Annotated in this window: 17 protein-coding genes; 8 read left to right on the forward strand and 9 right to left on the reverse strand. The window is 72.1% G+C overall.

Annotation, left to right across the window (positions count from 1 at the left end):
* The first annotated feature begins 32 nt into the window (after nucleotides 1-32).
* Nucleotides 33-593 carry a pyridoxamine 5'-phosphate oxidase family protein gene (locus OHA99_RS04530; protein WP_366471367.1) on the forward strand — a complete coding sequence of 187 codons (561 nt, stop codon included), beginning with the start codon at nucleotides 33-35 and terminating at the stop codon, nucleotides 591-593.
* A gap of 30 nt (nucleotides 594-623) precedes the next feature.
* Here OHA99_RS04530 and OHA99_RS04535 read toward each other — a convergent pair whose 3' ends face one another.
* From OHA99_RS04535 to OHA99_RS04545, 3 genes are all read right to left on the reverse strand, one after another.
* A complete protein-coding gene (locus OHA99_RS04535; RefSeq protein ID WP_405694222.1) occupies nucleotides 624-1,667 on the reverse strand; it encodes an alpha/beta hydrolase in 1,044 nt (347 codons plus the stop codon).
* A 155-nt stretch (nucleotides 1,668-1,822) separates the two neighbouring features.
* The gene (locus tag OHA99_RS04540; RefSeq protein WP_405694225.1) at nucleotides 1,823-3,463 is read right to left on the reverse strand and encodes a phosphodiester glycosidase family protein; all 1,641 of its coding nucleotides are present in this window, start codon (nucleotides 3,461-3,463) and stop codon (nucleotides 1,823-1,825) included.
* Nucleotides 3,464-3,589: 126 nt separating this feature from the next.
* Nucleotides 3,590-4,375, reverse strand: a complete 786-nt coding sequence (locus OHA99_RS04545; RefSeq protein ID WP_405694228.1) for an SAM-dependent methyltransferase — start codon at nucleotides 4,373-4,375, stop codon at nucleotides 3,590-3,592.
* Between the two features lie 142 nt (nucleotides 4,376-4,517).
* On the opposite strand from OHA99_RS04545, the gene OHA99_RS04550 reads away from it, so the two are divergent.
* The 6 genes from OHA99_RS04550 (at nucleotide 4,518) to OHA99_RS04575 (ending at nucleotide 12,955) form a co-directional block, all read left to right on the forward strand.
* Nucleotides 4,518-5,036 carry a hypothetical protein gene (locus OHA99_RS04550; RefSeq protein ID WP_405694230.1) on the forward strand — a complete coding sequence of 173 codons (519 nt, stop codon included), beginning with the start codon at nucleotides 4,518-4,520 and terminating at the stop codon, nucleotides 5,034-5,036.
* The gene (locus OHA99_RS04555) at nucleotides 5,036-6,454 is read left to right on the forward strand and encodes a hypothetical protein (protein WP_405694232.1); all 1,419 of its coding nucleotides are present in this window, start codon (nucleotides 5,036-5,038) and stop codon (nucleotides 6,452-6,454) included. Before OHA99_RS04550 ends, OHA99_RS04555 begins: the two co-directional genes overlap by 1 nt.
* Nucleotides 6,451-7,905: a vWA domain-containing protein gene (locus OHA99_RS04560; protein WP_405694235.1), complete on the forward strand. Its 1,455-nt coding sequence runs from the start codon at nucleotides 6,451-6,453 to the stop codon at nucleotides 7,903-7,905. Before OHA99_RS04555 ends, OHA99_RS04560 begins: the two co-directional genes overlap by 4 nt.
* 38 nt (nucleotides 7,906-7,943) lie before the next feature.
* A complete protein-coding gene (locus OHA99_RS04565; RefSeq protein WP_153176959.1) occupies nucleotides 7,944-9,068 on the forward strand; it encodes an AAA family ATPase in 1,125 nt (374 codons plus the stop codon).
* The gene (locus OHA99_RS04570) at nucleotides 9,065-11,995 is read left to right on the forward strand and encodes a hypothetical protein (RefSeq protein WP_405694238.1); all 2,931 of its coding nucleotides are present in this window, start codon (nucleotides 9,065-9,067) and stop codon (nucleotides 11,993-11,995) included. The genes OHA99_RS04565 and OHA99_RS04570 overlap by 4 nt, the downstream gene beginning before the upstream one ends.
* Before the next feature lie 141 nt (nucleotides 11,996-12,136).
* Nucleotides 12,137-12,955, forward strand: coding sequence for an SAM-dependent methyltransferase (locus OHA99_RS04575; RefSeq protein WP_153176961.1), 819 nt, complete (start codon nucleotides 12,137-12,139; stop codon nucleotides 12,953-12,955).
* Between the two features lie 37 nt (nucleotides 12,956-12,992).
* Here OHA99_RS04575 and OHA99_RS04580 read toward each other — a convergent pair whose 3' ends face one another.
* The 5 genes from OHA99_RS04580 to OHA99_RS04600 all read right to left on the reverse strand — a co-directional run bounded on the left by OHA99_RS04580 (nucleotide 12,993) and on the right by OHA99_RS04600 (nucleotide 19,660).
* Nucleotides 12,993-14,879, reverse strand: coding sequence for a discoidin domain-containing protein (locus tag OHA99_RS04580; protein ID WP_405694241.1), 1,887 nt, complete (start codon nucleotides 14,877-14,879; stop codon nucleotides 12,993-12,995).
* A gap of 115 nt (nucleotides 14,880-14,994) precedes the next feature.
* The gene (locus tag OHA99_RS04585; protein WP_405694244.1) at nucleotides 14,995-16,353 is read right to left on the reverse strand and encodes a GH1 family beta-glucosidase; all 1,359 of its coding nucleotides are present in this window, start codon (nucleotides 16,351-16,353) and stop codon (nucleotides 14,995-14,997) included.
* A gap of 44 nt (nucleotides 16,354-16,397) precedes the next feature.
* Entirely contained in the window at nucleotides 16,398-17,237 is an 840-nt protein-coding gene (locus OHA99_RS04590; protein ID WP_153181669.1) for a carbohydrate ABC transporter permease, read from the reverse strand.
* A gap of 7 nt (nucleotides 17,238-17,244) precedes the next feature.
* Nucleotides 17,245-18,282 carry a carbohydrate ABC transporter permease gene (locus tag OHA99_RS04595; RefSeq protein WP_153176964.1) on the reverse strand — a complete coding sequence of 346 codons (1,038 nt, stop codon included), beginning with the start codon at nucleotides 18,280-18,282 and terminating at the stop codon, nucleotides 17,245-17,247.
* Between the two features lie 61 nt (nucleotides 18,283-18,343).
* Nucleotides 18,344-19,660, reverse strand: a complete 1,317-nt coding sequence (locus OHA99_RS04600) for an ABC transporter substrate-binding protein (protein WP_405694248.1) — start codon at nucleotides 19,658-19,660, stop codon at nucleotides 18,344-18,346.
* Nucleotides 19,661-19,838: 178 nt separating this feature from the next.
* Here OHA99_RS04600 and OHA99_RS04605 point away from each other — a divergent pair, with 178 nt between their 5' ends.
* Entirely contained in the window at nucleotides 19,839-21,149 is a 1,311-nt protein-coding gene (locus OHA99_RS04605; RefSeq protein ID WP_405694251.1) for an ROK family protein, read from the forward strand.
* A gap of 17 nt (nucleotides 21,150-21,166) precedes the next feature.
* Here OHA99_RS04605 and OHA99_RS04610 read toward each other — a convergent pair whose 3' ends face one another.
* Nucleotides 21,167-22,207, reverse strand: coding sequence for a LacI family DNA-binding transcriptional regulator (locus OHA99_RS04610; protein ID WP_153176967.1), 1,041 nt, complete (start codon nucleotides 22,205-22,207; stop codon nucleotides 21,167-21,169).
* Between the last annotated feature and the right edge of the window lie 60 nt (nucleotides 22,208-22,267).

The raw sequence follows: 22,267 nt of genomic DNA on the forward strand, positions 1-22,267 counted from the left end.
TCGTTACGGGGACGACAGCGAGGAGATCTGCCATGTCCACGGAACAACCCGCCGTACGGCAACCCACGACCGAACTCGACGCCCGTTACAGCTCCGCACTCAATCCCCGTCCCGGCGCCGCGGACGTCACCGCCACCGAGTGGGCCGAAGCCCAACGGCGCGTGGCGGACGCCGAGATCTTCTGGGTGGTCACGGTGCGACCGGGCGGTGGGCCGCACGTCACGCCGGTGATCGCGGCCTGGCACGACGGTGTGCTGTATTTCTCCACCGGACCGGGTGAGCAGAAGGCCCGGAACCTGGCCCATGACGCGCACTGCGCGCTGCTCACGGGTACGAACTCCCTCACCGACGGGTTCGACCTGGTGGTCGAGGGCGAAGCGGCACCGGTCGGTGATCCGGCGGTGCTGGAGGAGGTGATCGCCGCGTACGAGGGGAAGTACCGGGAGCACATCACGTCGGCGGAGGGCACCTTCCACGGGATCGGGGGCGCCCTGCGGAGCGGGGACGCGGTGCTGTTCGCCGTAGCTCCCGTCACCGCGTACGGGTTCGGCCGGGACGAGGGGGTCTACAGCCATACGCGCTGGTCGTTCTGAGGCTCCGCGGGGCTGGGGCGAGTACGGGGTTCAGCCGCCGGCGGTGCCCAGCGCCCCCAGCAGCATAGGCAGCGATGCGTGCAGTTCCCGTTCCCAGTAGGCCCAGCCGTGGGTTCCCGGACCGTAGAAGTTGGTCGTGACGTGCCTGGCGCCCACGCGCTCCAACTCGGCCGCGAGTGCGTGGTTCTGGCGGTTGAAGTCGGCCTCCAGGGCGCTCGTGGCGCCCGGTGCGTCCAGGGGGCCTGTGGTGCCGTCGCCGCAGGAAAGGTAGACCGGGATCGACCTCAGTCGCTTGGCGAGGTGGAAGGGGTCGTGGGCCTGCCAGATGCCGCGTTGGGCGACCGGATCGCCCCAGACGCGGAGCGGGTCGTTGCCCTGGCCGGCGAAGAAGCCCATGATGCGGTCGACCGACTCGTCGTTCAGGAGGGGGTGGGCGGAACCGGAGTACGCCGCCGTCGCCTTGAACATCCCGGGATGCCGGGCGGCGTACAGCAGGGCACCCTGGCCGCCCATGGACAGGCCGGCGACCACGCGGTTGCTGCCCGCGCCCCAGTCGCGTTCCAGGAGGTGGCGCAGTTCCTTCGTGTGGAACGTCTCCCATGCCGGGTCCCCGCCCTGGCCGTGGTTCCACCAGTCGCTGTACCAGCCGTTCCAGCCGGCCTCGGGCATCACGACGAGGACGTCGCGCAGGCTGTCCGTCTCCGCCACGTCCGTCATGCTGGTCCAGGACGTGTAGTCGCCGCAGCAGCCGTGCAGGAGCCAGAGGGTGGGCCAGTGCTTCCGGTGGCGTCGGTCGTGCGGGTTCCAGCCGTCGGGGGTGAGGAGCCGGACCTTGACCGTCCGGCCGCCCAGGGCCGTCGACCGCACGGACAGGTCGACCTGCCGGTCCGCGACCCGGGTGACGGCGACGACCTCCGCGCCGGGGCGGGTGGCGCCGGTCTCCGGCTTCCCGGCGGCCAGGGCCCCTGGAGCGGTCGGCATCAGGACGGCCAGCAGGACGGCCAGTAGGACGGCGAGGACCAGGAGGAGTCTCGCTCGCAGCGGAGTGAGGACGGTGGGCACGTTCGCGAACACGGCGGCTCCCTGGGTGGGTTGCTGTGCGTGGTGCGTGGTGCGTGTTGCGTGGTGCGTGTTGCGTGGTGCGTGTTGCGTGGTGCGTGGTGGGTGGTTCGTGATGGGTGACGGGTGACGGGTAGTACTTGGTGCGCGGGCGGTCGGGGCGGACCGGGTCAGGTGCCGTGCCGGTGCGGCAGGATCAACAGCGCGTCGCCGACCGGGCGTTCGCCCGCCGCGTCCGAGGGGGAGTTGAGTACGGCGCCCTCGGCCACCATCGTCGTCGAGCCGCCGCCGTCCAGGTTGACCGCGTCGCGCAGGCCGAGTGACCTCGCGACCTCCGCGCTCTCCCCGATGCTGAGTCCGAGGGAGCCCGTGCTGCGCCCGTCGGCGGTGACGAGGACGGTGCGGCCCGCGCCGTCCACCCCGGCCAGGGTGCGCGGGTTGCGCTTGTGGACCCAGCCGTAGTACCAGCTCGGGTCGCCGGGGTGCACCATGCCGTCGGTGGCGGGGGTGACGTGGATACGGCCGTGGCGCACCAGTTCGGGTCCCGCGTTCACGATGTCGGTACGGGGCGAGGTGGGCATCCGGCGGCCTCGGTCGTCCAGCAGGGTCGTGCTCACGCGCAGGCGGTCGCCCACGTGGGCCAGGGTGGCCAGGTCGGCGACGCGTTCGCCCGTCGCCTGGACCGAGCTGCCGCCCCGGGGGATCGCTCCACCGCGTGGTGAGCGCAGTTCCACGACCCGCTCGTGGGCGTCCAGCACGGCCTCCAGACCTGCGCCCTCGGGTGTGCTGTCGCCGTAGTCCGGGGTGAAGGTGACCAGCTCGTCGGGGTTGGTGCAGGTGACGTCGTGCAGCGGGAGCGACGTGGGGGTGTCACCCGCGCTGCCGCCGCAGTTCCTGATCAGGCCCGGTACGCGGTTGACGCCGTTCAGCGGGAGGGAGGCTGCGCGAGTGGCGATCCGGCCCTGCCAGGTGAGGCGGGCGATCTCGGTGCGGCGGCCGTTGTCGTGGACGACGAGGGCCGGGCGTCCGGCCACCGGTTCGCTCAGGAGGCGGCCGTCGTACACGCCCACTCCGGCGGGGTCGCCCGGTGCGCCCGCCTTGGGGTCGAGGACGAAGAAGCCGGCGTTGACGGCGGCCGTCGCGGTGGCCGACGCCGAGAGCGCGCTGGTCGTCTCGCGGTTCTCCAGGTCGGGGCCGTACGACGCGTCGAGGGTGCCGCGGAACCTGCGCGGGTCGATGGTGAGTACGTCGACGCGCCACGGGCCGCGGTCCGTGGCCTCTCCGTCCCAACCCGTGTACACCGCCGAGCCCGAATACCCGGCCGCTCTCAGGCGGGTGCGTTCCGCGGTCGCTGCCGTCTGCGTGTCGAAGGCGCCGATGCGGACCCGCCAGCCGAGGGTGCCGCCCCGGTAGTCGGCCGTCGCACCTGTCGTCACCTCCTCCACCCCCGCTTCGAAGCCGTCCCGCCGCAGTTCGGCGGCCAGTTCGTCGGCGCTCGCCAGGTCCTTCAGGGCGGTCGGCGGTGCGTCGGGGTCCGGGGAGGTGTCGCCGCCGGGGATGGAGACCTCGACCGTCCAGTGGAGTGCGGGGTCGTCGGTGTTGCCGCGCACGATGCGGGTGAGGGTGACGCCCGGCTGGAGGGTGGTCGTGGTGCGCGTCTCGGGGAGTCCGTCGGGACCCAGGGGAAGCGTCTGCCGGGCCGAGGGTTGATACCCGACCGCGTGCGGGGACGCCTCGGCGCCCGCTGGAAGGGCGGCCAGCGTGGTGAGGACGCCCAGAACGGCACCCGTGGCACTCAGTCTCTTCTTCATCTGTCCCGCCTCGCGCCGACCACGGACACCGACCGACCCATGCTGCGCACAAGTATCGGCCCGTTCCGGCTCACGTCAAGGCGGCCCGGTGGGCGCGGGCCGCCTCCTCCGTGCTGCTCGCCCTGCTCAGGGGATCCGCGCCACGCCCACGTAGAAGCCGCTGCGTTCCCGCGTGGGCGCGGGTTCCTCCTGGTACCACTCGGTCGCGAACACGAGGCCGGGCGCGAGGAGTTCCAGTCCCGCGAAGAAGGGCTCGACCTCGCTGCGGGTACGCATCCGCAAGGAGATCGCGCCCTTCTTGTACGCGGCTTCGGTCTCCTGCTTCAGCTCCGGGTGCTGGTCGGCGGTGCCGTGCGACAGGAGCAGGTGGCTGCCGGAGGGAAGGGCTTCGACGAGGGTGTGCAGGAGACCGTACGGGTCCTCGTCGTCCGGCAGGAAGTGCAGGAGCGCGATCAGGGAGAGGGCGATGGGTCGGTTGAAGTCCAGTACTTCACGGGCGCGTTCGAGGATCGTCGCGGGCTGTCGTACGTCCGCGTGGAGGAAGGCCGTGACTCCCTCCGGGGTGCTGGTCAGCAGCGCTTCCGCGTGCCGGAGGACGATCGGGTCGTTGTCCGCGTAGACGATCCGGGCGTCCGGTCTGATCGCCTGCACGATCTGGTGCAGGTTGGGTTCGGTGGGGATGCCGGTGCCGATGTCCAGGAACTGGTCGACGCCGTTCTTCGCCAGCCAGGCCGCCGCGCGCTGCATGAACGCCCGGTTGCGGGCCGCGTTGCCGCGTGCCTCCTCGGGGAGGGTCTCGCCGACCCGCTGGTCGACGGGGTAGTTGTCCTTGCCGCCCAGCAGCCAGTCGTAGACGCGGGCCGGGTGCGGCTTGCTCGTGTCGATGTGGGTTCTGGGTGTACCGGCGGTCACAGGACACTCCTCCGTACGCGGAACGGCATCGTCGGATCGTCAGCGTAGCGGGGCCGTCCCTGGCCGCAGGGCGTTGTCAGTGGTCGCCGATAGATTCGGTCCCGTTCCGCCGAGGTGGCGTGAACACCCCCCCTTCACGTGCATGGGAGATGGTGCGTTGTCCGTCTGGGAGAAGTCGAGCACGGTGCGTGTGGTGCCGTCCGCGCGGCCGCGCAAGCTCGCCAAGGTGCCGTTCGTGGAGCTGGCCGACGGGCGGTTGCAGGGTGTGGTCTCCAGTGGGTCGGACATCGGGCGGGTGTACGTGTCCGCGGTCGTGGCGTCGACCTACGCCTTCTCGTGCAGTACCAACAACAACCGTCCCTGCGGCGGGGCGCGCGGCTCGTTCTGCAACCACATCCGCGCCCTCGTCGGTGAGGCCGTGCTGCAGTACGGCGCCGAGCGCGTGGCCCGCTACCTGAGGGTCGAGTCCGGGGAGTCCGCCGACGCCCCGGCGCTCACCTCCGCGATGACGGCGGCGAGGCCCGGAGCCGGGGACGCCTCGGCCGCCGCCCGGGTGTTCAGCCGGTTCCTGCGGCAGCTCGCCTATCTCGAACTCGCGGCGACCACTGCTCCGTTGCCCGAGATGCACTGGTTCCCGACGACCGGGGCGGTGGCCGCCTGATGCGCGCCGACCTGCTTCTCGACGCCGTCGAGGGGCTCGACGAGGCCCTCGCGGCCGTGGACGGGTTCGACGCGGTGCTCGTCGGGGGTCTGCTCCGTCCGCGGCCCGCGCAGGCGGGTGGGCTGTCGGGGCTCGCCGACGCCGTCGCCGGGACTCCGCTGGCGTCACGGGTCGCCGAGGCCGCCGAGAAGGCATCCTCCGGGGGCGGTGACGAGGGGCACTTCGTCGCGCTGGCCGCCGCGCGCACCGCGTTGCTCGGATCCGTTCACGACGCGCTCGTGGCACGGGTGGACGAGGTCACCGGCCGGCCGGTCGCCGATCCGTGGGCCGCCGGACCGGATTCCGGCGAGGAGCGGGCGGGGAATCTGCTCGTCGCCGCGCGCGGTTGGCTGTGCGACCTGGCCCGGACCGGCTGGCAGGGCATCGACCACGAGCTCGTGGGCGGGGCCGCGCCCGTCGTCTCCGCGATGCTGCCCGACCCGGCGTTGCGCCGGCTCGCGACGCTGCTCGACGGGTTCGCCGCCGAGCTGGCCGCCTGCTGTCCCGGGGCGTCCCTGGATCGGGTACCGGTGCGCCGCTGGGCCGACCTGTGGGCGCGTGCCCTGCTGCTGACCCTGCCGGGGGCGGCGTCCGGGCCCGCCGTGAGGGAGGTCGGTGGACGGCTGCTGCCGCTCGGCGTGGACGTCCAGGAGCATGCCACCGCCGTCCAGGCGCAGGTGCACGCGGTGCTCGACCCCGCGGACGGGGGCGTGTCCCGGCTGGTGCGGGCCTCGGTGTCCGCGCCGAAGCCGGACACGGTCGTCGGTGCCGGCCTGTGGCAGGTGCTGCGGCCGCACATGTCGCTGCTGGCGGCGGTGGGCGAGGGCCGTGCCGTCGACATCGACGCGATGCCGCTCACCGCCGAGGGTGATCTGCTGTGGGACGACTCCCGCGCCCGCGCGGGTGAGCCCGCCGACGTGTTCACCACCGCCCGGGTGGCGCTCCCTGCCGCCGCGGCGTTCGCCGTGTCGCCGCTGGACCGGCATCCGGTCCGGATCGCCGTGCCCGTCCTGGTGGAGGGATACGGCGTGGAGGGGGACGGCGTGGAGGATGCGCGGGACGTGGCGGGCGGGGTCGTTCTCGACGTCGCCGGGTGCCGGCTGCGGGTGGACGCGGACCGGGTGCCGGCCGCCGGGCCGCTCACCCCTCAGGCCGTGGCGTCGTCCGGTGCCTGCCTGGGGCTGCTGCGCTGGGACGCCGGGGAGTTCCTGCTCCAGCCGCTCGCCGTCGAGCGGACGGTGCGAAAGAAGCCCGTCGCCGTGCACGCGGGTGCCTGGGCCAGCGGCACGAGCGACAAGGCCGGGGCGCGGGCCGAGAAGGCCGCCACGGACGCCGTCGCCGTGCTGCGGGAGCGCGCCGGAAAGCTGCTGCGGAAATGACCCATCACCCCCACGCCGACGATCACGGTGCCCCGCCCCTCGGTGATGCCCAGGACAACCGCCGGCAGGTTCTCTACTGGCGTCTGCTGGCCCGGCTCTTCGACCCGGAGGAGCAGGCCGCGCTGGAGTCCGCGAGCCTCGCCGTGGTCGAGGACATCGGTCTGCCGACCGCACTGCTCGACCCCGGCGCCTCGGTCGACTCGGTGGTCCAGCGCCATCCGGACCTGGCGGCGGAGTTCGAGGGGCTGATGGTGCCCGAGCCGGAGGACGAGGAAGCGCGGGACCGGGCCGCGGAGGTGCGGCGTGCGGCGCTCGTGTCCAAGGTGCTGTTGAACGTCTTCGCCACCGGCTCGGGCAACGTGAGCGCCGAGCAGCTGGCCCGCTGGCAGTCCGACGCGGACTGGCTGGAGCGCGCCCTCGGCTGCCGGCCGGGCGAACTGCGGGGCGGACGCGGCGCCGCGGGCGGGCCGGGCCGGTCCGGCGGCGGTGTCGGCCCGGCCGGCGCGGGTCCGGCCGGCACGGGTGTCGGCGGACCCGCGCCGGACCTCAGCCGTCTCGTGCCCGCCATCGGCCCGGAACTCGGCTCCATCGAGGCCGGCCTGGTCAGGCGCATGCACCTGCGCGAGGTGCTGGCGGACCCCGCGCTGGCCGCCCGGCTGACGCCGAGCATGTCCCTGATGGAGCAGTTGCTGCGCGACAAGGACAACCTCTCCGGTGTCGCGCTGGCCAACGCCAAGGCCCTCATCCGCCGTTACGTGGACGAGGTCACCGAGGTCCTGCGCACCCAGGTGGAGAAGTCCACGGTCGGCGAACTCGACCGGTCCGTCCCGCCCAAGCGCGTCTTCCGCAACCTCGACATCGACCGCACGATCTGGAAGAACCTCACCAACTGGAGCCCGGAGGAGGAGCGGCTCTACGTCGACCGGCTCTACTACCGGCACACCAGTCGCAGGACGACGCCCCAGCGTCTCGTCGTCGTCGTGGACCAGTCGGGTTCCATGGTCGACTCGATGGTCAACTGCACCATCCTGGCGTCCATATTCGCCGGGCTGCCGAAGGTGGACGTCCATCTCGTCGCGTACGACACGCAGGCGCTGGATCTGACCCCCTGGGCGCACGACCCGTTCGAGACGCTCCTGCGCACCAAGCTGGGCGGCGGCACCGACGGCACGGTCGCCATGGCCCTCGCCCAGCCGAAGATCGCCGAACCGCGCAACACCGTGGTGGTGTGGATCTCCGACTTCTACGAGTGGCGGCACCAGGAGCTGTTCGACTCCATGGCCGCCGTCCACCGCTCGGGCGCGAAGTTCATCCCCGTCGGGTCGGTGACCAGCTCGGGGCGCGGCAGCGTCAACCCGTGGTTCCGGGAGCGGTTCAAGGACCTCGGCACGCCGGTGCTCTCCGGCCACATCAAGAAGCTCGTGCACGAACTCAAGACGTTTCTCACCTGATCACCGAACCTCACCTGATCATCGAAAGGCCGACCCTCATGTCCGAACTGCTGCGCGCTCCCGCCGAGATCAAGTACGCCGAGGAGCTCGACTGGCTGGAGTCCATCGACGACGGGCCCAAGCCGTTCTCGTGGCGGCTGTCACCGAAGATGGTCCGTCTGTTCGTCCTGGGTTCCGAGCGGTCCGACGGTCTGGACCGGGAGGTGGCGCAGAAGTGGTTCGGTGACCGGAGCTTCGTCGAGCGGTCCATCGTCACCCTCGCCTCCGACCGCGGACTGCTGCTCATCGGCGACCCGGGGACGGGCAAGAGCTGGCTGGCCGAGCTGCTCTCCGCCGCGATCAGCCGCAACTCCACGCTGGTGGTGCAGGGCACGGCGGGCACCACCGAGGACCACATCAAGTACTCGTGGAACGTCTCCATGGTCATCGCCAAGGGGCAGTCCCGGGAGTCGATGATCCCCTCGCCGATCATGACGGCGATGGAGTCGGGGTCCATCGGCCGCTTCGAGGAGCTGACCCGCTCCACGAGTGACGTGCAGGACGCGCTGATCTCGATCCTCTCCGAGAAGTACATCTCCGTTCCCGAGCTGGAGAGCGGCGGGGGCGACGACAACATCGTCTTCGCCAGGCCCGGGTTCTCCGTCATCGCGACGGCCAACAGCCGCGACCGGGGTGTCAACGACCTGTCCTCGGCGCTCAAACGGCGCTTCAACTTCGTCCGGATCCCGGTGGTGACGAACAAGCGGAGCGAGGCGGAGATCGTCCGCTTCCGCACCGAGGAGCTGCTGCGCCGGCACTCGATCGACCTCGAGGTGCCGCCGACCCTGCTCGACGTGCTGCTCCAGAGCTTCGCCGACCTGCGCCGGTCGGCGGCCGCGGCCGGCAGCGACGACGAGAAGCTGGAGTCCGCGCTGTCGACGGCCGAGCAGATCGGCGTGCTGGAGGACGCCGTCCTGCACAGCAACTTCTTCGGCGAGAGCGCCCTGACCGCCCGCACCCTCGCCTCCTCGCTCGTCGGCTCCCTCACCCGCCGCGAGCCCGAGGACCTCGCCATCCTCAACAAGTATCTGCACGGTGTCGTCGAGCCGCGCAGCAAGGAGCAGGGCGGCTCCTGGCCCGAGTTCCTGGAGGGCGGCCGCGACGCGATCGCCACGCTGTCGTGAGCGGGGACCGGGAGAGCACGTCGTTCGGCGCGCTGAAGGGGCAGCTCCAGGAGGCGGCGGCCGCGTTCGCGGGCGGGCCCGACGCCCTGGAGGGCATCCTCCTCGGCCTGGTCGACGACGTCGACCGTGCGGTGCGCGAACCGCTGGAGATCTTCCCCGTCTGCCACCACTCCCCCGCCTCGGCCGTCGCCATGGCCCGCCGGCTGCGCGCCAAGCAGCCCAAGGTCGTCTATCTGGAGCTGTGCGAGGACATGGCGCCGCTCCTGACCGAGCTGCGCAATTGCAGGCTGCCGGTCGCGGTGCAGGCCTTCGCCGGTGACGTCGACGGCTTCCCCAAGGAATGGGCCCCGCTGTCGGTCGTCGCGCCGGTCACCGAGGCGTCCGCCGAGTACCAGGCCATCGCGTACGCGCTGGACACGCCGGGGGTGGAGCTGGTCCTCGTGGACCGGTCGTCGGACCACGTCTTCCAGTGGGACGGCAGGGACGAGCAGCCGCAGGAGGAGGCCGGACCGCCTCAGGAGGCCGAGGCCGCGCTGCACGGGGAGGCCGTCGGCGTCGAGATCGGCGACCTGCGGCCGCGCTTCGCCGAGCTGGAGGAGCACCTGCTGCGCCACGGCAGGGTGCGGCACTGGTCGGAGTGGTGGCACCAGTACGTCGAGGTCCCGCTCGGGGACAGCGACCACGACACCTACCGCCAGGTGATGTTCCTCATCGGCAGCCTGTTCCGGCGGCTCGCCCCCGGGGACGGCTCCAGGCTGCGGGTGGACGAGGACCGCGAGCGGTACATGTGGACCCGGATCCGTGAGCACCTGGCGGCGAGCGGCGCGGACCCGGCCGACTGTCTGTACGTGTGCGGGGCGTTCCACGCGGCCAGCCGGGTGGCGGAGTTCGGTGTGCGGGGCGACTCGGGCACGTTCACGATCTCCCCGCGTACGGCGACCGCATGGCAGTACGGTCTGATCCCGTCCAGCCACGCGGCGATCGAGGCCCAGTTCGGCCTCGCCGCGGGCTCGGTGTCGATCGCGGCGACGGAGTGGGCGAAGAGCCTGAAGCGGACCCGGGTGCGGCCGTACGTGCTGGAGGGCCAGGCCGGGAAGAGGAAGTCCGCGGCCAAGAAGCCGGCCGCCGTGCCCGCTCCTCCGGCCGGCGCCCCCGCGGACAGGCTGTCGGGTTTTCTGCGCCGGCCGCCCGTACTGGACGCGCTGGACGAGGCGGAGCTGCTCGGCTGGTCGGTGGACATCGTGCGCGCGGCCCGGCGCAGCGGCTACCTCGCCTCCACCGCCGACGCCGTCGCGGTCTTCGAGACGTCGATCCTGCTGGCCGGGATGCGGGACCGGGCGAAGCCGACGCCGTACGACTTCCAGGACGCGGCGGTCACCTGCATCGAGAAGGACGTGGTGCCGGGGCGGCGGGACGTGCGGCGCCTGGTCGAGATCATGATGGGCGGCGACCGGATCGGCCAGGTCGGCTACGAGTCGCTGCCGCCGCTCGCCCGGGACGTGCACGACCGGCTGGAGCCGCTCGGGCTGCGGCTCCAGCAGCGCGGGGTGCGGCGGGCGCTGCTGGACATGGCGTCCCGGCCGGAGCTGCGGGCCTGCTCCGACGTGCTGTGGATGCTGCGGCGGCTGATGCCGCCCGGTGCCGCCCGGCCCATCATGGGTGAGCGGCGGCTCGGTGAGCGGTCCGTCCAGGAGTCCTGGGACCTCGCGCTCGGCACCCACCAGCGGGCGCTGATCGAGCTGGGCTACGAGGGCGTCAGCATCGAGCAGGTCCTGGAGCAGCGGCTGCGGCGTGCCGCCTACGGGCCCGGGGCGACGACGGCGACGGTGCTGGCCGCGGTGGAGGACGCCACCCTGTACCTGGGCAGCCGCCGCCTCGCCGACGAGCTCGGCACGCACGCGCTGAAGGTGCTGGCCGTCGAGCGGGGTGTCGACGGCGCGCCGGAGGTGCTGCGCCGGGTGCGCGGGCTGCTCGCCTACTACCGGACGAGTGAGCCGGTGCTGCCATCGTGGATCGAGTCGTTCGTCAAGTCCGGGTACGCGCACTACTGCACGCTGCTGCCGACGGCGTTCCGGGACGAGGACGCGACGGCCGGGCAGGTCGCGGCGATGCTCGGGTTCCTGTTCGGCATGGAGGGCCTCGCGCTGTCGCTGGGCTGCGACCGCACCCAGCTGGAGCTGGCGGTCGGACAGTCGCACCCCGAGGATCCGTCGAAGACGGCCCTGCTGTGGGCGGCGCAGGTGCAGCTCGGCACCCTGTCGCGGGGCGAACTGCGAGCCCGGTGCGACGCGTTGCTGGCCAACCCGCTGGTGGTGCCGGCCTATCCGCGCTACCTGAGCGGTTTCGTCCACGCGCTGGAGCCCGTGCCGGGCCTTGCGGACGTGGTGGTGGAGGCGGTGTCGAACGCCTTCGGGCGGTTGCCGGACGCGGTGCTGCTGCCGTGGCTGCCGCTGCTCATCACGACGCTGCGGTCGAGCGCCGCGGAGCTGGCCCCGCTGCTGATCCGCGAGGCGGGCCGGATCTTCCCGGGGCGGCTGGCCGCGCTGGACGCCTGGGTGCCGCCGTGGCGGACGCCCCCGGTCGCACCGGACGCCCACCGGGCGGGCCCCGGCGGGCACGCACCGCGCGGTGCGGCCCTGCTGCCGGCCCATCCGGCGACGTGCGACGCGGTGGCGGAGCTGCTGGGCTGCACGCAGGACTGGTCGGACACGGGCCGGTCCGGTGACCCGGGCGGCTCGGTCGCGGCGTCCGGAGCGGCGTTGCTGACCGCGCATCCGGCCGCCTGCGACGCGCTGGCCGGTCTGCTCGGGTGCGACGAGGGATGGGCCTCGGACGGCGGGGCCGGATCACCGGTCCGGGCGACCGCGCTGACGGCCCGTCATCCGGCAGCGGCGGCGGCGTGGGAGGCCGTGCTCGCGCGCGCGTGAGCACGGGGGCGGGTTCCGGCACGGCCGGGGCCCGCCGACGCCCGCTCCCGTGCCAAGATGATGTTCCGACCGGCGCTCACCCAGGTGTTCATCGCTCCGCAGCCTTGGGTGGCCCACGAGTTGATGACGGAGTGAGGCCGCATGACCTCCCTGAGCAGTGGCGAGAGCGCCGCCCACCCCGACCGGATCGACACGAGCAGGCCCCATCCGGCGCGGATGTACGACTACTTCCTCGGCGGGAAGGACAACTACGAGGTCGATCAGAGGGCCGCCGAGCAGTTCATGAAGGTGGCGCCCGAGGTGCGTGAGGGAGTTCTCGCCAACCGGCACTTCATGCACCGGGCGGTGCGGCACGTGGTGGCCGAGGGCGGCGTCCGCCAGATACTCGACGTGGGCACCGGTCTGCCCACCGAACCCAACGTGCACCAGATCGCGCGGTCCGTCGCGCCCGGTACCCGGGTCGCGTACGTCGACAACGATCCCATCGTCGCCACCCACTCGAGGGCCCTGGCGGACGACCCGGACACCGCCGTCGTCCTGGCCGACCTGCGCGACCCCCGTGCGATCCTCGACCATCCCGAGGTGCGCGCGGTCATCGACTTCGACCGGCCGGTGGCGCTGCTGCTGGTCGCCGTCGTGCACTTCGTGGCGGACGCGCAGGACCCGGCGGGCATCGTCGCCACGCTGCGCGACGCGCTGCCCGCCGGTTCCTACCTCGTCCTGTCGCACGCGACGGGCGACGTCCACGAGGACCGGCGCGAGGACGCGGCGGCCGTCTACAACCAGGCCACGGCGTCCCTCAACCTGCGTGCGCACGCGCAGGTCCTCGACTTCTTCGGGGACTTCGCGATGGTGGAGCCGGGGCTGGTCCGGGTCACCGACTGGCGTCCCGAGGAGGCACGGCTCCCCGACGCCCCGCCGATCGGCATCTACGGCGCGGTGGCGCGGAAGGACGCCTGACGACCGGCGGCGGCCCGGCCCCGTCCGGTGGGGCCGGCTATCCCTTCTGCTCCACCCGCACCCAGTCCACCTCGGCCTGTACTCCCCCGGCCGCGATCCGGTCCACGCTGGTCTGCGGCAGCCCCCAGTACGGGCTGGTGACCTGGTTCCAGCCCGCCGGGTAGGCGCCGCCGAGCGCGAGGTTCAGGATGACGTACTGGTCGTGGCCGAAGACCCAGGCGCCGCGCGTCGACTCCAGCTTGTTGCGGGTCGTCTCCTGGACCACCCGGCCGTCGACGGAGAACGTCATGCCCGTCGGCGTCCACTCCACCGCGTAGGTGTGCCACTGGTCGGCCCGGCCGCCGCCCGGGTACACCTGGCGTGCCCCGATGTTGCCGTCGGCCGAGTAGCCGGGGCCGTGCAGGGCGCTGCTGGTCCAGTCGCCGTAGCCGATGTTCTCCATGATGTCGGTCTCGCCGGAGGCCGGCCAGGACACGGAGGGGTCGTCGACGTTGCTGCCGAGCAGCCAGAAGGCGGGCCAGAAGCCGTCGCCGACGGGGAGCTTCATGCGGGCGCCGACCCGGCCGTAGGTGAAGTCGAACTTGGTGTTGGTGTCGATGCGGCCGGACGTGAAGTCGTAGGTGCCGCCGCCTGCTTTGGTGCAGCCCTTGCAGTGCTCGGCACGCAGGATCAGGGCGCCGTTCTCCAGGCGGATGTTGTCGGCCGAGTCGACGTAGGCCTGCGACTCGCCGTTGACGGAGCCCATCTCCGTGCCGGTGCGCACGACGCGCCACTTGCCGCGGTCCAGCGCGGCGGAGGTGAAGTCGTCGAAGAACGTGGTCCGGTAGGTGCCGGACTGTTCGCCGGGCAGCGCCGGGTAGGCGGCGGTCGCGCTGCCTCCGGTGCCCCAGACCTCGAACTCGTAGAGGGAGTAGCCGAACTGGGCGGTCGCGGGCGCCGGGTTGTAGAAGGAACGGCGTTCCTTGCCGAGCATGCGGACGTAGCGGCCGGTGACGGGCTGGGGCAGGCGCACGGTGTCGTGGCGGCCGGTGGCCTCGCCCGGGGACTCGACGTCGGCGCGACGGGCGGCGACCTCGTCGGCGGAGGGGCGGTACACGGTGCGCCAGGTGCGGCTGTCGTCGGAGACCTGGAGTTCGTAGTCGACGGCGTAGGCCGCCTCCCAGTACAGCTCGACCGTGTCGATGCTCGAGGTGGCGCCGAGGTCGACGGAGACCCAGCGGTCGGCGTTCCAGTCGCTGGACCAGCGGGTGGCGTCGCCCTTGAGGTCGGCGGGCCGGCCGCCGTCGGTGACGAACGCCGGTGAGTTGCCCGCGTGCTGGTAGACGTTCGAGTACGCCGGGTGGTTGAGGGCGAGGTTGGTGCGGGTGGTGGAGGCGGGAGCCGGTTCGCCGCCGTAGACCTTGAAGGAGTAGAGGGAGTAGCCGTAGGGGGTGGCGCGTTCGATGCCGCGCATGCGGACGTAGCGGGCCCGTACCTCCTGGGGGTAGGTGTGCGCGGTGACCGATCCGCCGGTGCCGGCGGTCTCGGTGTAGAAGGGCGTCCAGTCGGTGCCGTTCGCGGACGCTTCCAGTACGTATCTCTTGCCGTAGGCCGCCTCCCAGTCCAGCGTCACCCGGTCGACGCGGATCGTCGTCCCGAGGTCGACGCGGATCCAGGCGCCGTCGGTGAAGTCGCTGGACCAGCGGGTGCCGCCGTCGCCGTCGAAGGCGAGGCCGGGGGCGGTGCCGGCGTTCTCACTGGCCGAGGCGGTGACCGCGGCCGGGTCGGCGGCGTACGCGGTGGCCGCGCGGTCGGTGTCCCAGGCCGCCGCGGCGGCGGAGGGCTCGGCGGCGGCCGGGGTGGCGGTGGTGAGGGACGGGACCGCGGCCAGCAGGGCGAGGGTGGTCAGGGCGGTGAGGAGAGTGCGGGGGGTACGGGACGGCATGCGGCTTCTTCTCCTTGGGACGATTCAATGTCGTGCACCTGACAGAAGCGTTCGTGCGGGTGAACCGTGCACCGTGGTGGGCGCGGACTCCCGCATCCGCACCCACCACGGAGTCTCAGGCGGCCTTGCGCTCCCTCCCCCGTGCCCGGCCGATGATGTCCGCGTAGTGGTGTCCGCTGCCCTTGATGGTGCGGGCCTGCGTGGCGTAGTCGACGTGGACCAGGCCGAAGCGCTTGTCGTAGCCGTACGCCCACTCGAAGTTGTCCAGCAGCGACCAGGCGAAGTAGCCGGCCAGCGGGGCTCCCCTGCGGGCGGCGGAGGCGCAGGCCGCGAGGTGGGCGGTCAGGTACTCCTGGCGCTCGGGGTCGTCGATCGTGCCGTCGGGGCGGATCACGTCCGGGAAGGCGGAACCGTTCTCGGTGACGTACAGCTTGCGCGCCCCGTACTCCTCGGTCAGGCGCAGCAGCAGGTCCTCGATGCCGCCGGCGTCGATCTCCCAGTCCATGCCGGTGCGCGGGACGCCGACGCGGCGGACGGTGCGTACGTGCGGGGCGGGTCCGGTGGGGTCGTCGGCGACGGTCTGGGGGAAGTAGTAGTTGAGGCCCAGCCAGTCCAGTTCGGCGCCGATGAGCTTCATGTCGCCGGGGTGCTCGGGGAGTTCGACGCCGTAGAGCTCGCGCATGTCCTCGGGGAAGCCGCGGCCGTGGACCGGGTCCAGCCACCAGCGGTTGGTGTGGCCGTCCATGCGGCGGGCGGCCGCCAGGTCCTCGTCGCGGTCGGTGGCGGCGTGGATGGTGGAGAGGTTGTTGACGATGCCCACCTGGGCGTCCGGGGCCGCCGCGCGGATGGCCTCCATCGCCAGGCCGTGGCCGAGGAGCAGGTGGTAGGAGGCGCGGACGGCCGCGGTCAGGTCGGTCCGGCCGGGGGCCATCTTGCCCTCCAGGTGACCGATCCAGGCCGAGCACAGCGGCTCGTTGAGGGTGGCCCAGTGGCCGACGCGGTCGCCGAGGCGTTCGGCGACGACGGAGGCGTACGACGCGAAGTGCTCGGCGGTCGCCCGCTCCGGCCAGCCGCCCCGGTCCTCGAGCACCTGCGGCAGGTCCCAGTGGTAGAGGGTGACGGACGGGGTGATGCCGGCGGCCAGCAGGTCGTCGACGAGCCGGTCGTAGAAGGCCAGGCCCTTGGCGTTGACCGGGCCGTCGCCGCCCGGCACGACCCGCGGCCAGGCGACGGAGAGGCGGTAGGCGTTGGTGCCGAGCCGCCGCATCAGCTCGATGTCCTCGTGGGTGCGGTGGTAGTGGTCGCAGGCGACGTCGCCGTGGTCGTTGTTGTCGATCTTCCCGGGGGTGTGCGAGAAGGTGTCCCAGATCGACGGTGAACGTCCGTCCTCCGCCACGGCTCCCTCGATCTGGTACGCCGATGTGGCCGTGCCCCACAGGAAGTCGTCCGGGAGTGCGGCGAAGTCGATGGTCACGAAGGTCCTTTCGGGTTGGGGGTGAGAGTGCTGGGGCGTGCCGGTCACTTGACGGCTCCGGCCGTCAGGCCCGCCACCAGGTAGCGCTGGAGGAGCAGGAAGCCCGCGACCACGGGCACGCTCACGACCAGCGAGGCGGCCATGATCTGGTTCCAGTACACGTCGTTCTGCGTGGAGTAGCCCTGGAGTCCGACCGCGAGGGTGCGGGTGGCGTCGTTGGTCATGACGGAGGCGAAGAGGACTTCGCCCCAGGCGGTCATGAAGGCGTAGACGGCGACCGCGACGATGCCGGGGATCGCGGCGGGCACGACGACCTTGAACAGGGCGCGCAGCGGCCCGCAGCCGTCGACGAGGGCCGCCTCGTCCAGGTCGCGGGGTACCGAGTCGAAGTACCCGATCAGCATCCAGATGGAGAAGGGCAGGGAGAAGGTCAGGTAGGTGAGGATGAGGCCGCCGCGGGAGCCGAACAGGGCGATTCCGGTGGCGTTGCCGATGTTGACGTAGATCAGGAACAGGGGCAGCAGGAAGAGGATGCCCGGGAACATCTGCGTCGACAGGACGGTCACCGAGAAGACGCGCTTGCCGCGGAACTCGTAGCGGCTGACGGCGTAGGCGGCGAAGACCGCGATCACGACGGAGCAGACGGTCGCGGCGCCCGCCACGACGAGGGAGTTGAGGAAGTACTTCGCGAGCGGGACCGTCGACCAGATGTCGATGTACGGACGGATGGTCAGGTTGCTCGGCAGCCAGTGGAACTGGCTGGAGACGTCCTCGAGCGGCTTCAGCGAGCTGGAGACCATGACGTACACCGGCAGCAGGACGAAGCCGGTGAGCAGGGTGAGGAAGACGCGGCGCGTCCAGGTGAAGGAGCGCGGCGCCGCCATCGGGGACCTAGACATCGGCCGTCTTCCCTTCCTCGTGCTTCCGCGGTGCCCGTGGGGTCCTGGTGGCCCGGGAGGTCACGAACAGGTACACGCCCGTCACCAGCAGCAGGAAGAGCAGCAGCAGGACCGACATCGCGGAGCCGGCGCCGAAGTTCCAGGTGACGAACGACGACTGGTAGATGTGGATGGAGATCAGGTCGGCGGCCTCCGGCGCCGCCTTGCCGAACAGGACGAACGGCGTGTTGAAGTCGTTGAACGTCCACAGGAACAGCACCAGGACGAGGACCTGGTTGACGGGGCGCAGCGACGGCAGGGTGATCCGGCGGATCTGCTGCCAGACGCCGGCGCCGTCCAGGGCTGCGGCCTCGTACAGCTCCTTGGGGATGTTCTGGAGGCCGGCCATGACGATGAGGAAGGCGAACGGCCAGCCCTTCCACACCGATACGACGAGCAGCGCGACGAAGCTGTTGTCGCCGATCAGCCAGAAGGAGGGCTTGTCGGTGAGGCCCAGCTGGTCGTGCAGGACGTGGTTCACCAGGCCGTTGTCGTGCTGGAACATGAACGCCCAGGTGATGACGGCGGCGTAGACCGGCAGGGCGTACGGCACCAGGAAGATCGCGCGGAGCAGGCCACGGCCGCGGAAGGCGTCCTGCATGCAGATCGCGGCGGCGGTGCCGATCAGCCAGCACAGGCCGACGGAGAGGATCGTGAAGGCGCAGGTGACGAGGAAGGAGTGGAGCAGCGCCTCGCCGACGGGGGCGTCGAAGTCCACCGACATGGTGAAGTTGTCGAGCCCGGTCCACGGGGCGGTGGTCCAGTCGCGGATGTAGAACTGGGTGAGTTCCTTGAAGCTCATCACGATGCCGATGACCATCGGCACCAGGTGGACGAGGAGTTCGAGGAGCAGGGCCGGCAGGAGCAGCAGGTAGGGCAGGCCGATGCGGCGGATCCGCCCGGGACGGCGGCGGGGTCCGCGCGCCGTCCCGGGGGAGCTCTTGCCGACCGTCCGCTCGCCGGGCTGCGCCGCTGCGGTCGTGGTGGTCATGGCGAGGTCCGTGTCCGTGTCGGAGTCGGTGGGGCCGGTTCGAAGGCGAAGGTCCGGGCGCTCACTTGTTGGGCATCTGCTGCTGGGCCTTGGCGAGCTTCTCCTTGACGGACTCGGTGGTCACCTCGCGCCCGTTCGCGGCGTCGGCGAAGAGTTCCTTGACGGCGGTGCCGACCGCGGTCTCGAACTGCGACTCGTCGGGGACCTGGGGCAGGGCCGCGGCGCTGGTGGCGAGGGTCTCGCGCAGGACGGCGGTGCCCTGGGTGTTGAACGCCGGGTCGGACTGGGCGGCCTTGACCGGCGGGATGGAGCCGTACGCCTTGTTGAGGAGCTTCTGTTCGGCGTCGCTGGTCATGAACTTCACGAACTTCGTGGCACCGTCGAGGTTGTCGCTGTTCTTGAAGACGGCCATGTTGATGCCGGCGACCATGGAGTTGGTGGCCTTGCCGGCGCCCGGAGTGCCGGACGGGACGGGGGCGGGGGCGACGCCCCACTCGTCGTCCTTCATGCCCATGGTCTTGAAGGTGGCGGAGGCGGTCTGCCACAGCACCATGGCGGTCTTGCCCTTGGCGAAGTCGCTGAGGGACTGGTTCTGCGCGTACTCGGCGTTGCCGGGCGCGATGACCTTGTCCTCGGCCATCAGGTCGACGTACTGCTTCACGGCGGCGACGGCGCCGTCGGAGGTGAAGTCGGGCTTGCCGTCCGCGGTGAAGAAGTCGGCGCCGTGCTGCTTGGCGAGGACGAAGACCTGGTGGATGTTGTTGGACAGGTTGGAGCCCTCGGCGCCGAGAGCCCACTTGCCGTCCTTGGAGATCTTCTTGCCGGTCGCCACCAGCTCGTCCCAGGTGGCCGGGGGCTTGGTGACGCCGGCGTCGGCGAACATCTGCTTGTTGTAGTAGAGCGCGTAGGCCATCGAGTACAGCGGGACCGCGGCCGGGTCCTGGCCCTCGACGCCGGTGGAGCCGAGCGCGGAGTCGACGAAGCGGTCCTCGCCGCCGATCTTCTCGAAGTTCTTGGCGTCCCAGGGCAGCAGGGCGCCGGTCGCCTGGAGGGAGGCGCTCCAGGTGTTGCCGATGTTCAGGACGTCGGGGCCCTGTCCGGAGGTGGTGGCGGTGAGGATGCGGTTCAGCAGGTCGGACCAGGGCACGACCTCCAGCTTCACCTTGATGCCGGTCTCCTTCTCGAACTTGTCGAGTTCGGGCTGGAGGACCTTCTTGTCGACCTCGACGCTGGCGCCCTGGTTGGAGGCCCAGTAGGTGAGTTCCTTCGGCGAGTCGTTGGATCCGCCGCCCGAGGAGGAGCCTCCTCCGCAGGCCGTGGCGGCGAGTGCGAGAGACAGGGTGACGGCGCCTACGGCCGCGGCTCGGATGCTGCGCATGGCTCCTGGGTTCCTTCCGGGAGTCGGTCGGGAAGTGTCCCGACGGCGGCCTCGGTTGTTTCCTTCCCGAGGCCCCTCATGGCTTAATTTAGGACGTGAGTTAAACCCCGAGAGAAAGACTCGTCAAGGTCCCGCGCACGTTCGAGGGGCGTGCGGGGGCGGGAAAGAAGGGGGCCTGATGGCCAGGCACGGCGGGCGCACGGTCCGTGACCTGCGGCGGGAGAGCCGCAGCGCCGTTCTGCAACGGTTGTATTTCGACGGGCCGATGAGCCGGCTCGCGCTGGGCTCGGCGGCGGGCCTGAGTTCGGGGTCCGTCAGCAACGTCGTCGCGGAGCTGATGGCCGACGGGCTGGTCGAGGAGGCGGGCAGCCTCGGCGCGGACGGCGGCCGCACGCGCACCCTGGTCCGCGTCGCGGCGGACCGGGGACGCCTCGTCGGCGTCGACGTCGGCGAGACCCGCGTCCGCGTCGAGCTGTTCGACCTCTCGATGTCCGAACTGGCGCGCACGGAGCGCGTACTGCCCGGACACGGCTCGCGCTCCTACGACGTCGGCGTCGTCGCCGGGCACATCCTCGACGGCGTCGCGGAGGTGCTCGGCGCCGACGGCACCGCCCGGGGGGCCGGTGAGCTGCTGGGCGTCGGCATCGGTGTCCCCGGCATCGTCGAGCGCACCGCCGCGGGCACTCTGGTGCACGGCCAGACCGTCGGCTGGGACGCGGTCCCGCTGGAGGCGCTGCTGCGCGGCTCGGGCCGGCTGCCCGGACACGTGCCGCTGTTCATCGAGAACGGCGCCAGGACGCTGGGGCAGGCCGAGATGTGGTTCGGCGGCGGACGCGGTGCCCGCAACGCCGTGGTGGTGCTCTTCGGTTCCGGGGTCGGCGCGTGCGTCGTCACCGACGAGGTGGAGCAGGGGCGTGCGGTGGAGTGGGGGCACCTGACCGTACAGGTGCGGGGGCGGCGGTGCCGGTGCGGGGCGCGGGGGTGCCTGGAGGCGTACGCCGGTGCGGAGGCGCTGCTCGCGCGGTGGCGGGAGGCGGGCGGTCAGCCGCCGCCCGGCGCCGACGAGGAGGCCGCGCTCACCGCCCTGCTGTCCGCCGCCCGGCCCGGGGGCGGGGGCGCACCCGACCCGGTGGCGGCGGAGGTCCTCGCGGAGACCGCCGAGTACCTGGGCGCGGGGCTGGCCGACCTCGTCAATCTCTTCCAGCCCGAGCGGATCCTGGTGGGCGGCTGGGCGGGGCTCCAGCTCGGCCCGGCCTTCCTGGAGTCCGTGCGGGCCCACACCCTGGCCCACGCCCTGCGGCACCCGGCCGGACGGGTGGGCATCGCGCTGGGCCGTCTGGGCCCCGACGCGGTGACGGTGGGCGCCGCGACCCTGCCGCTGGCGGCGTTCTTCGCCCGCGGCGGGCGGCGGGTGCCGGCCGACTCGCCCGCACCGGCGCCCGCGTGGCGGGCGGCCCTCGGGGGGAGGCTGGCGGGGCAACGTCCCTGACACCGGGCCCCGGGCCGCTACGCCGAGTCCCGCACCACCAGCTCCGGGTCGAAGATCACCGACGTGGGTGCGGTGCGTGCGCCCTTGATGTGGTCGTCGAGGAGGCGTGCCATGGTGGCCGCCATCTCCTCCACCGGCTGCCGGACCGTGGTCAGCCGGGGCCGGCAGGTGACGGCCACGCTGGAGTCGTCGAAGCCGACGACCGCGACGTCCTGCGGCACCCGGCGTCCGTGGTCGCGCAGCGCCTGGACGGCGCCCTGGGCCATCAGGTCGTTGGCGGTGAACACGCCGTCGGTGTCGGGGTGCTCGGCGAGCAGCGCCGTCATCGCGGCCATGCCGCTGTCCACGGTGAAGCCGCCCTCGGTCACCGGTACGTAGGGGTGTCCGTGCCGCGCCAGGGTGTCACGGAAGCCGGCCAGGCGTTCCTGGCTGGCCGCCACCGCCAGCGGGCCCGCGACGGTGGCTATCCGACGGCAGCCCCGCTCCAGCAGGTGCTCGGCGGCGAGCCGGCCCCCGTCGCGGTGGGCGAGGTCGACGTAGCTGAGCGGCACGGGGCGGCCCGGACGGGCGAAGAGCACCGCGGGCAGTCCCGCGCCGGCGAGCAGTGCGGGCAGCGGGTCGTCGGGGTGCGTGGACACCACCAGCGCACCGTCCGCGCCGCCCTGTCTGAGGTACGCCACGACCTCCTGCCTGGCCTCGGGCGTCTCGGCGAACATCAGCACCGGATGCATCCGGCGCGGCCGGAGGTGACCGACCACGCCGCCGACGACGCGGCCGAAGAACGGGTCGGCGAACACCCGCGTGGCGAACGCGTTCTGCTCCGTGTCCGAGGCGTCGCCCGCGCCCGAGACGACCAGGGCGACGGTCGTGGTGCGCCGGGTGACCAGTTGCCTGGCGGCCTGGTTGGGCGCGTACCCGGTGCGTTCGATGGCCCGGCGGACCAGGTCCTGGATGGCCGGGTCGACGTTGCGGACGCCGTTGACCACCCGCGAGACGGTGGCCCGGGAGACGCCGGCCTCCCGGGCCACGTCCTCGAGGGTCGGGGCCTGTCTGCTCATCCCCGCACCCTAACCGTCGAGGTCCGGCGGGTGGTAGAGCGCTCTCCGCGTGGTGGGCGC

The organism is Streptomyces coelicoflavus, assembly GCF_045041415.1.
Taxonomy (GTDB): Bacteria; Actinomycetota; Actinomycetes; order Streptomycetales; family Streptomycetaceae; genus Streptomyces; species Streptomyces coelicoflavus.

What these genes read in the sequence shown, in the direction of transcription:
- OHA99_RS04595 (WP_153176964.1), bottom strand. Translation starts at nt 18,282, where the DNA reads ATGACCACCACGACCGCAGCGGCGCAGCCCGGCGAGCGGACGGTCGGC.
- OHA99_RS04575 (WP_153176961.1), top strand. Translation starts at nt 12,137, where the DNA reads ATGACCTCCCTGAGCAGTGGCGAGAGCGCCGCCCACCCCGACCGGATC.
- OHA99_RS04605 (WP_405694251.1), top strand. Translation starts at nt 19,839, where the DNA reads ATGGCCAGGCACGGCGGGCGCACGGTCCGTGACCTGCGGCGGGAGAGC.
- OHA99_RS04580 (WP_405694241.1), bottom strand. Translation starts at nt 14,879, where the DNA reads ATGCCGTCCCGTACCCCCCGCACTCTCCTCACCGCCCTGACCACCCTC.
- OHA99_RS04590 (WP_153181669.1), bottom strand. Translation starts at nt 17,237, where the DNA reads ATGGCGGCGCCGCGCTCCTTCACCTGGACGCGCCGCGTCTTCCTCACC.
- OHA99_RS04565 (WP_153176959.1), top strand. Translation starts at nt 7,944, where the DNA reads ATGTCCGAACTGCTGCGCGCTCCCGCCGAGATCAAGTACGCCGAGGAG.
- OHA99_RS04600 (WP_405694248.1), bottom strand. Translation starts at nt 19,660, where the DNA reads ATGCGCAGCATCCGAGCCGCGGCCGTAGGCGCCGTCACCCTGTCTCTC.
- OHA99_RS04560 (WP_405694235.1), top strand. Translation starts at nt 6,451, where the DNA reads ATGACCCATCACCCCCACGCCGACGATCACGGTGCCCCGCCCCTCGGT.
- OHA99_RS04530 (WP_366471367.1), top strand. Translation starts at nt 33, where the DNA reads ATGTCCACGGAACAACCCGCCGTACGGCAACCCACGACCGAACTCGAC.
- OHA99_RS04540 (WP_405694225.1), bottom strand. Translation starts at nt 3,463, where the DNA reads ATGAAGAAGAGACTGAGTGCCACGGGTGCCGTTCTGGGCGTCCTCACC.
- OHA99_RS04610 (WP_153176967.1), bottom strand. Translation starts at nt 22,207, where the DNA reads ATGAGCAGACAGGCCCCGACCCTCGAGGACGTGGCCCGGGAGGCCGGC.
- OHA99_RS04555 (WP_405694232.1), top strand. Translation starts at nt 5,036, where the DNA reads ATGCGCGCCGACCTGCTTCTCGACGCCGTCGAGGGGCTCGACGAGGCC.
- OHA99_RS04550 (WP_405694230.1), top strand. Translation starts at nt 4,518, where the DNA reads ATGGGAGATGGTGCGTTGTCCGTCTGGGAGAAGTCGAGCACGGTGCGT.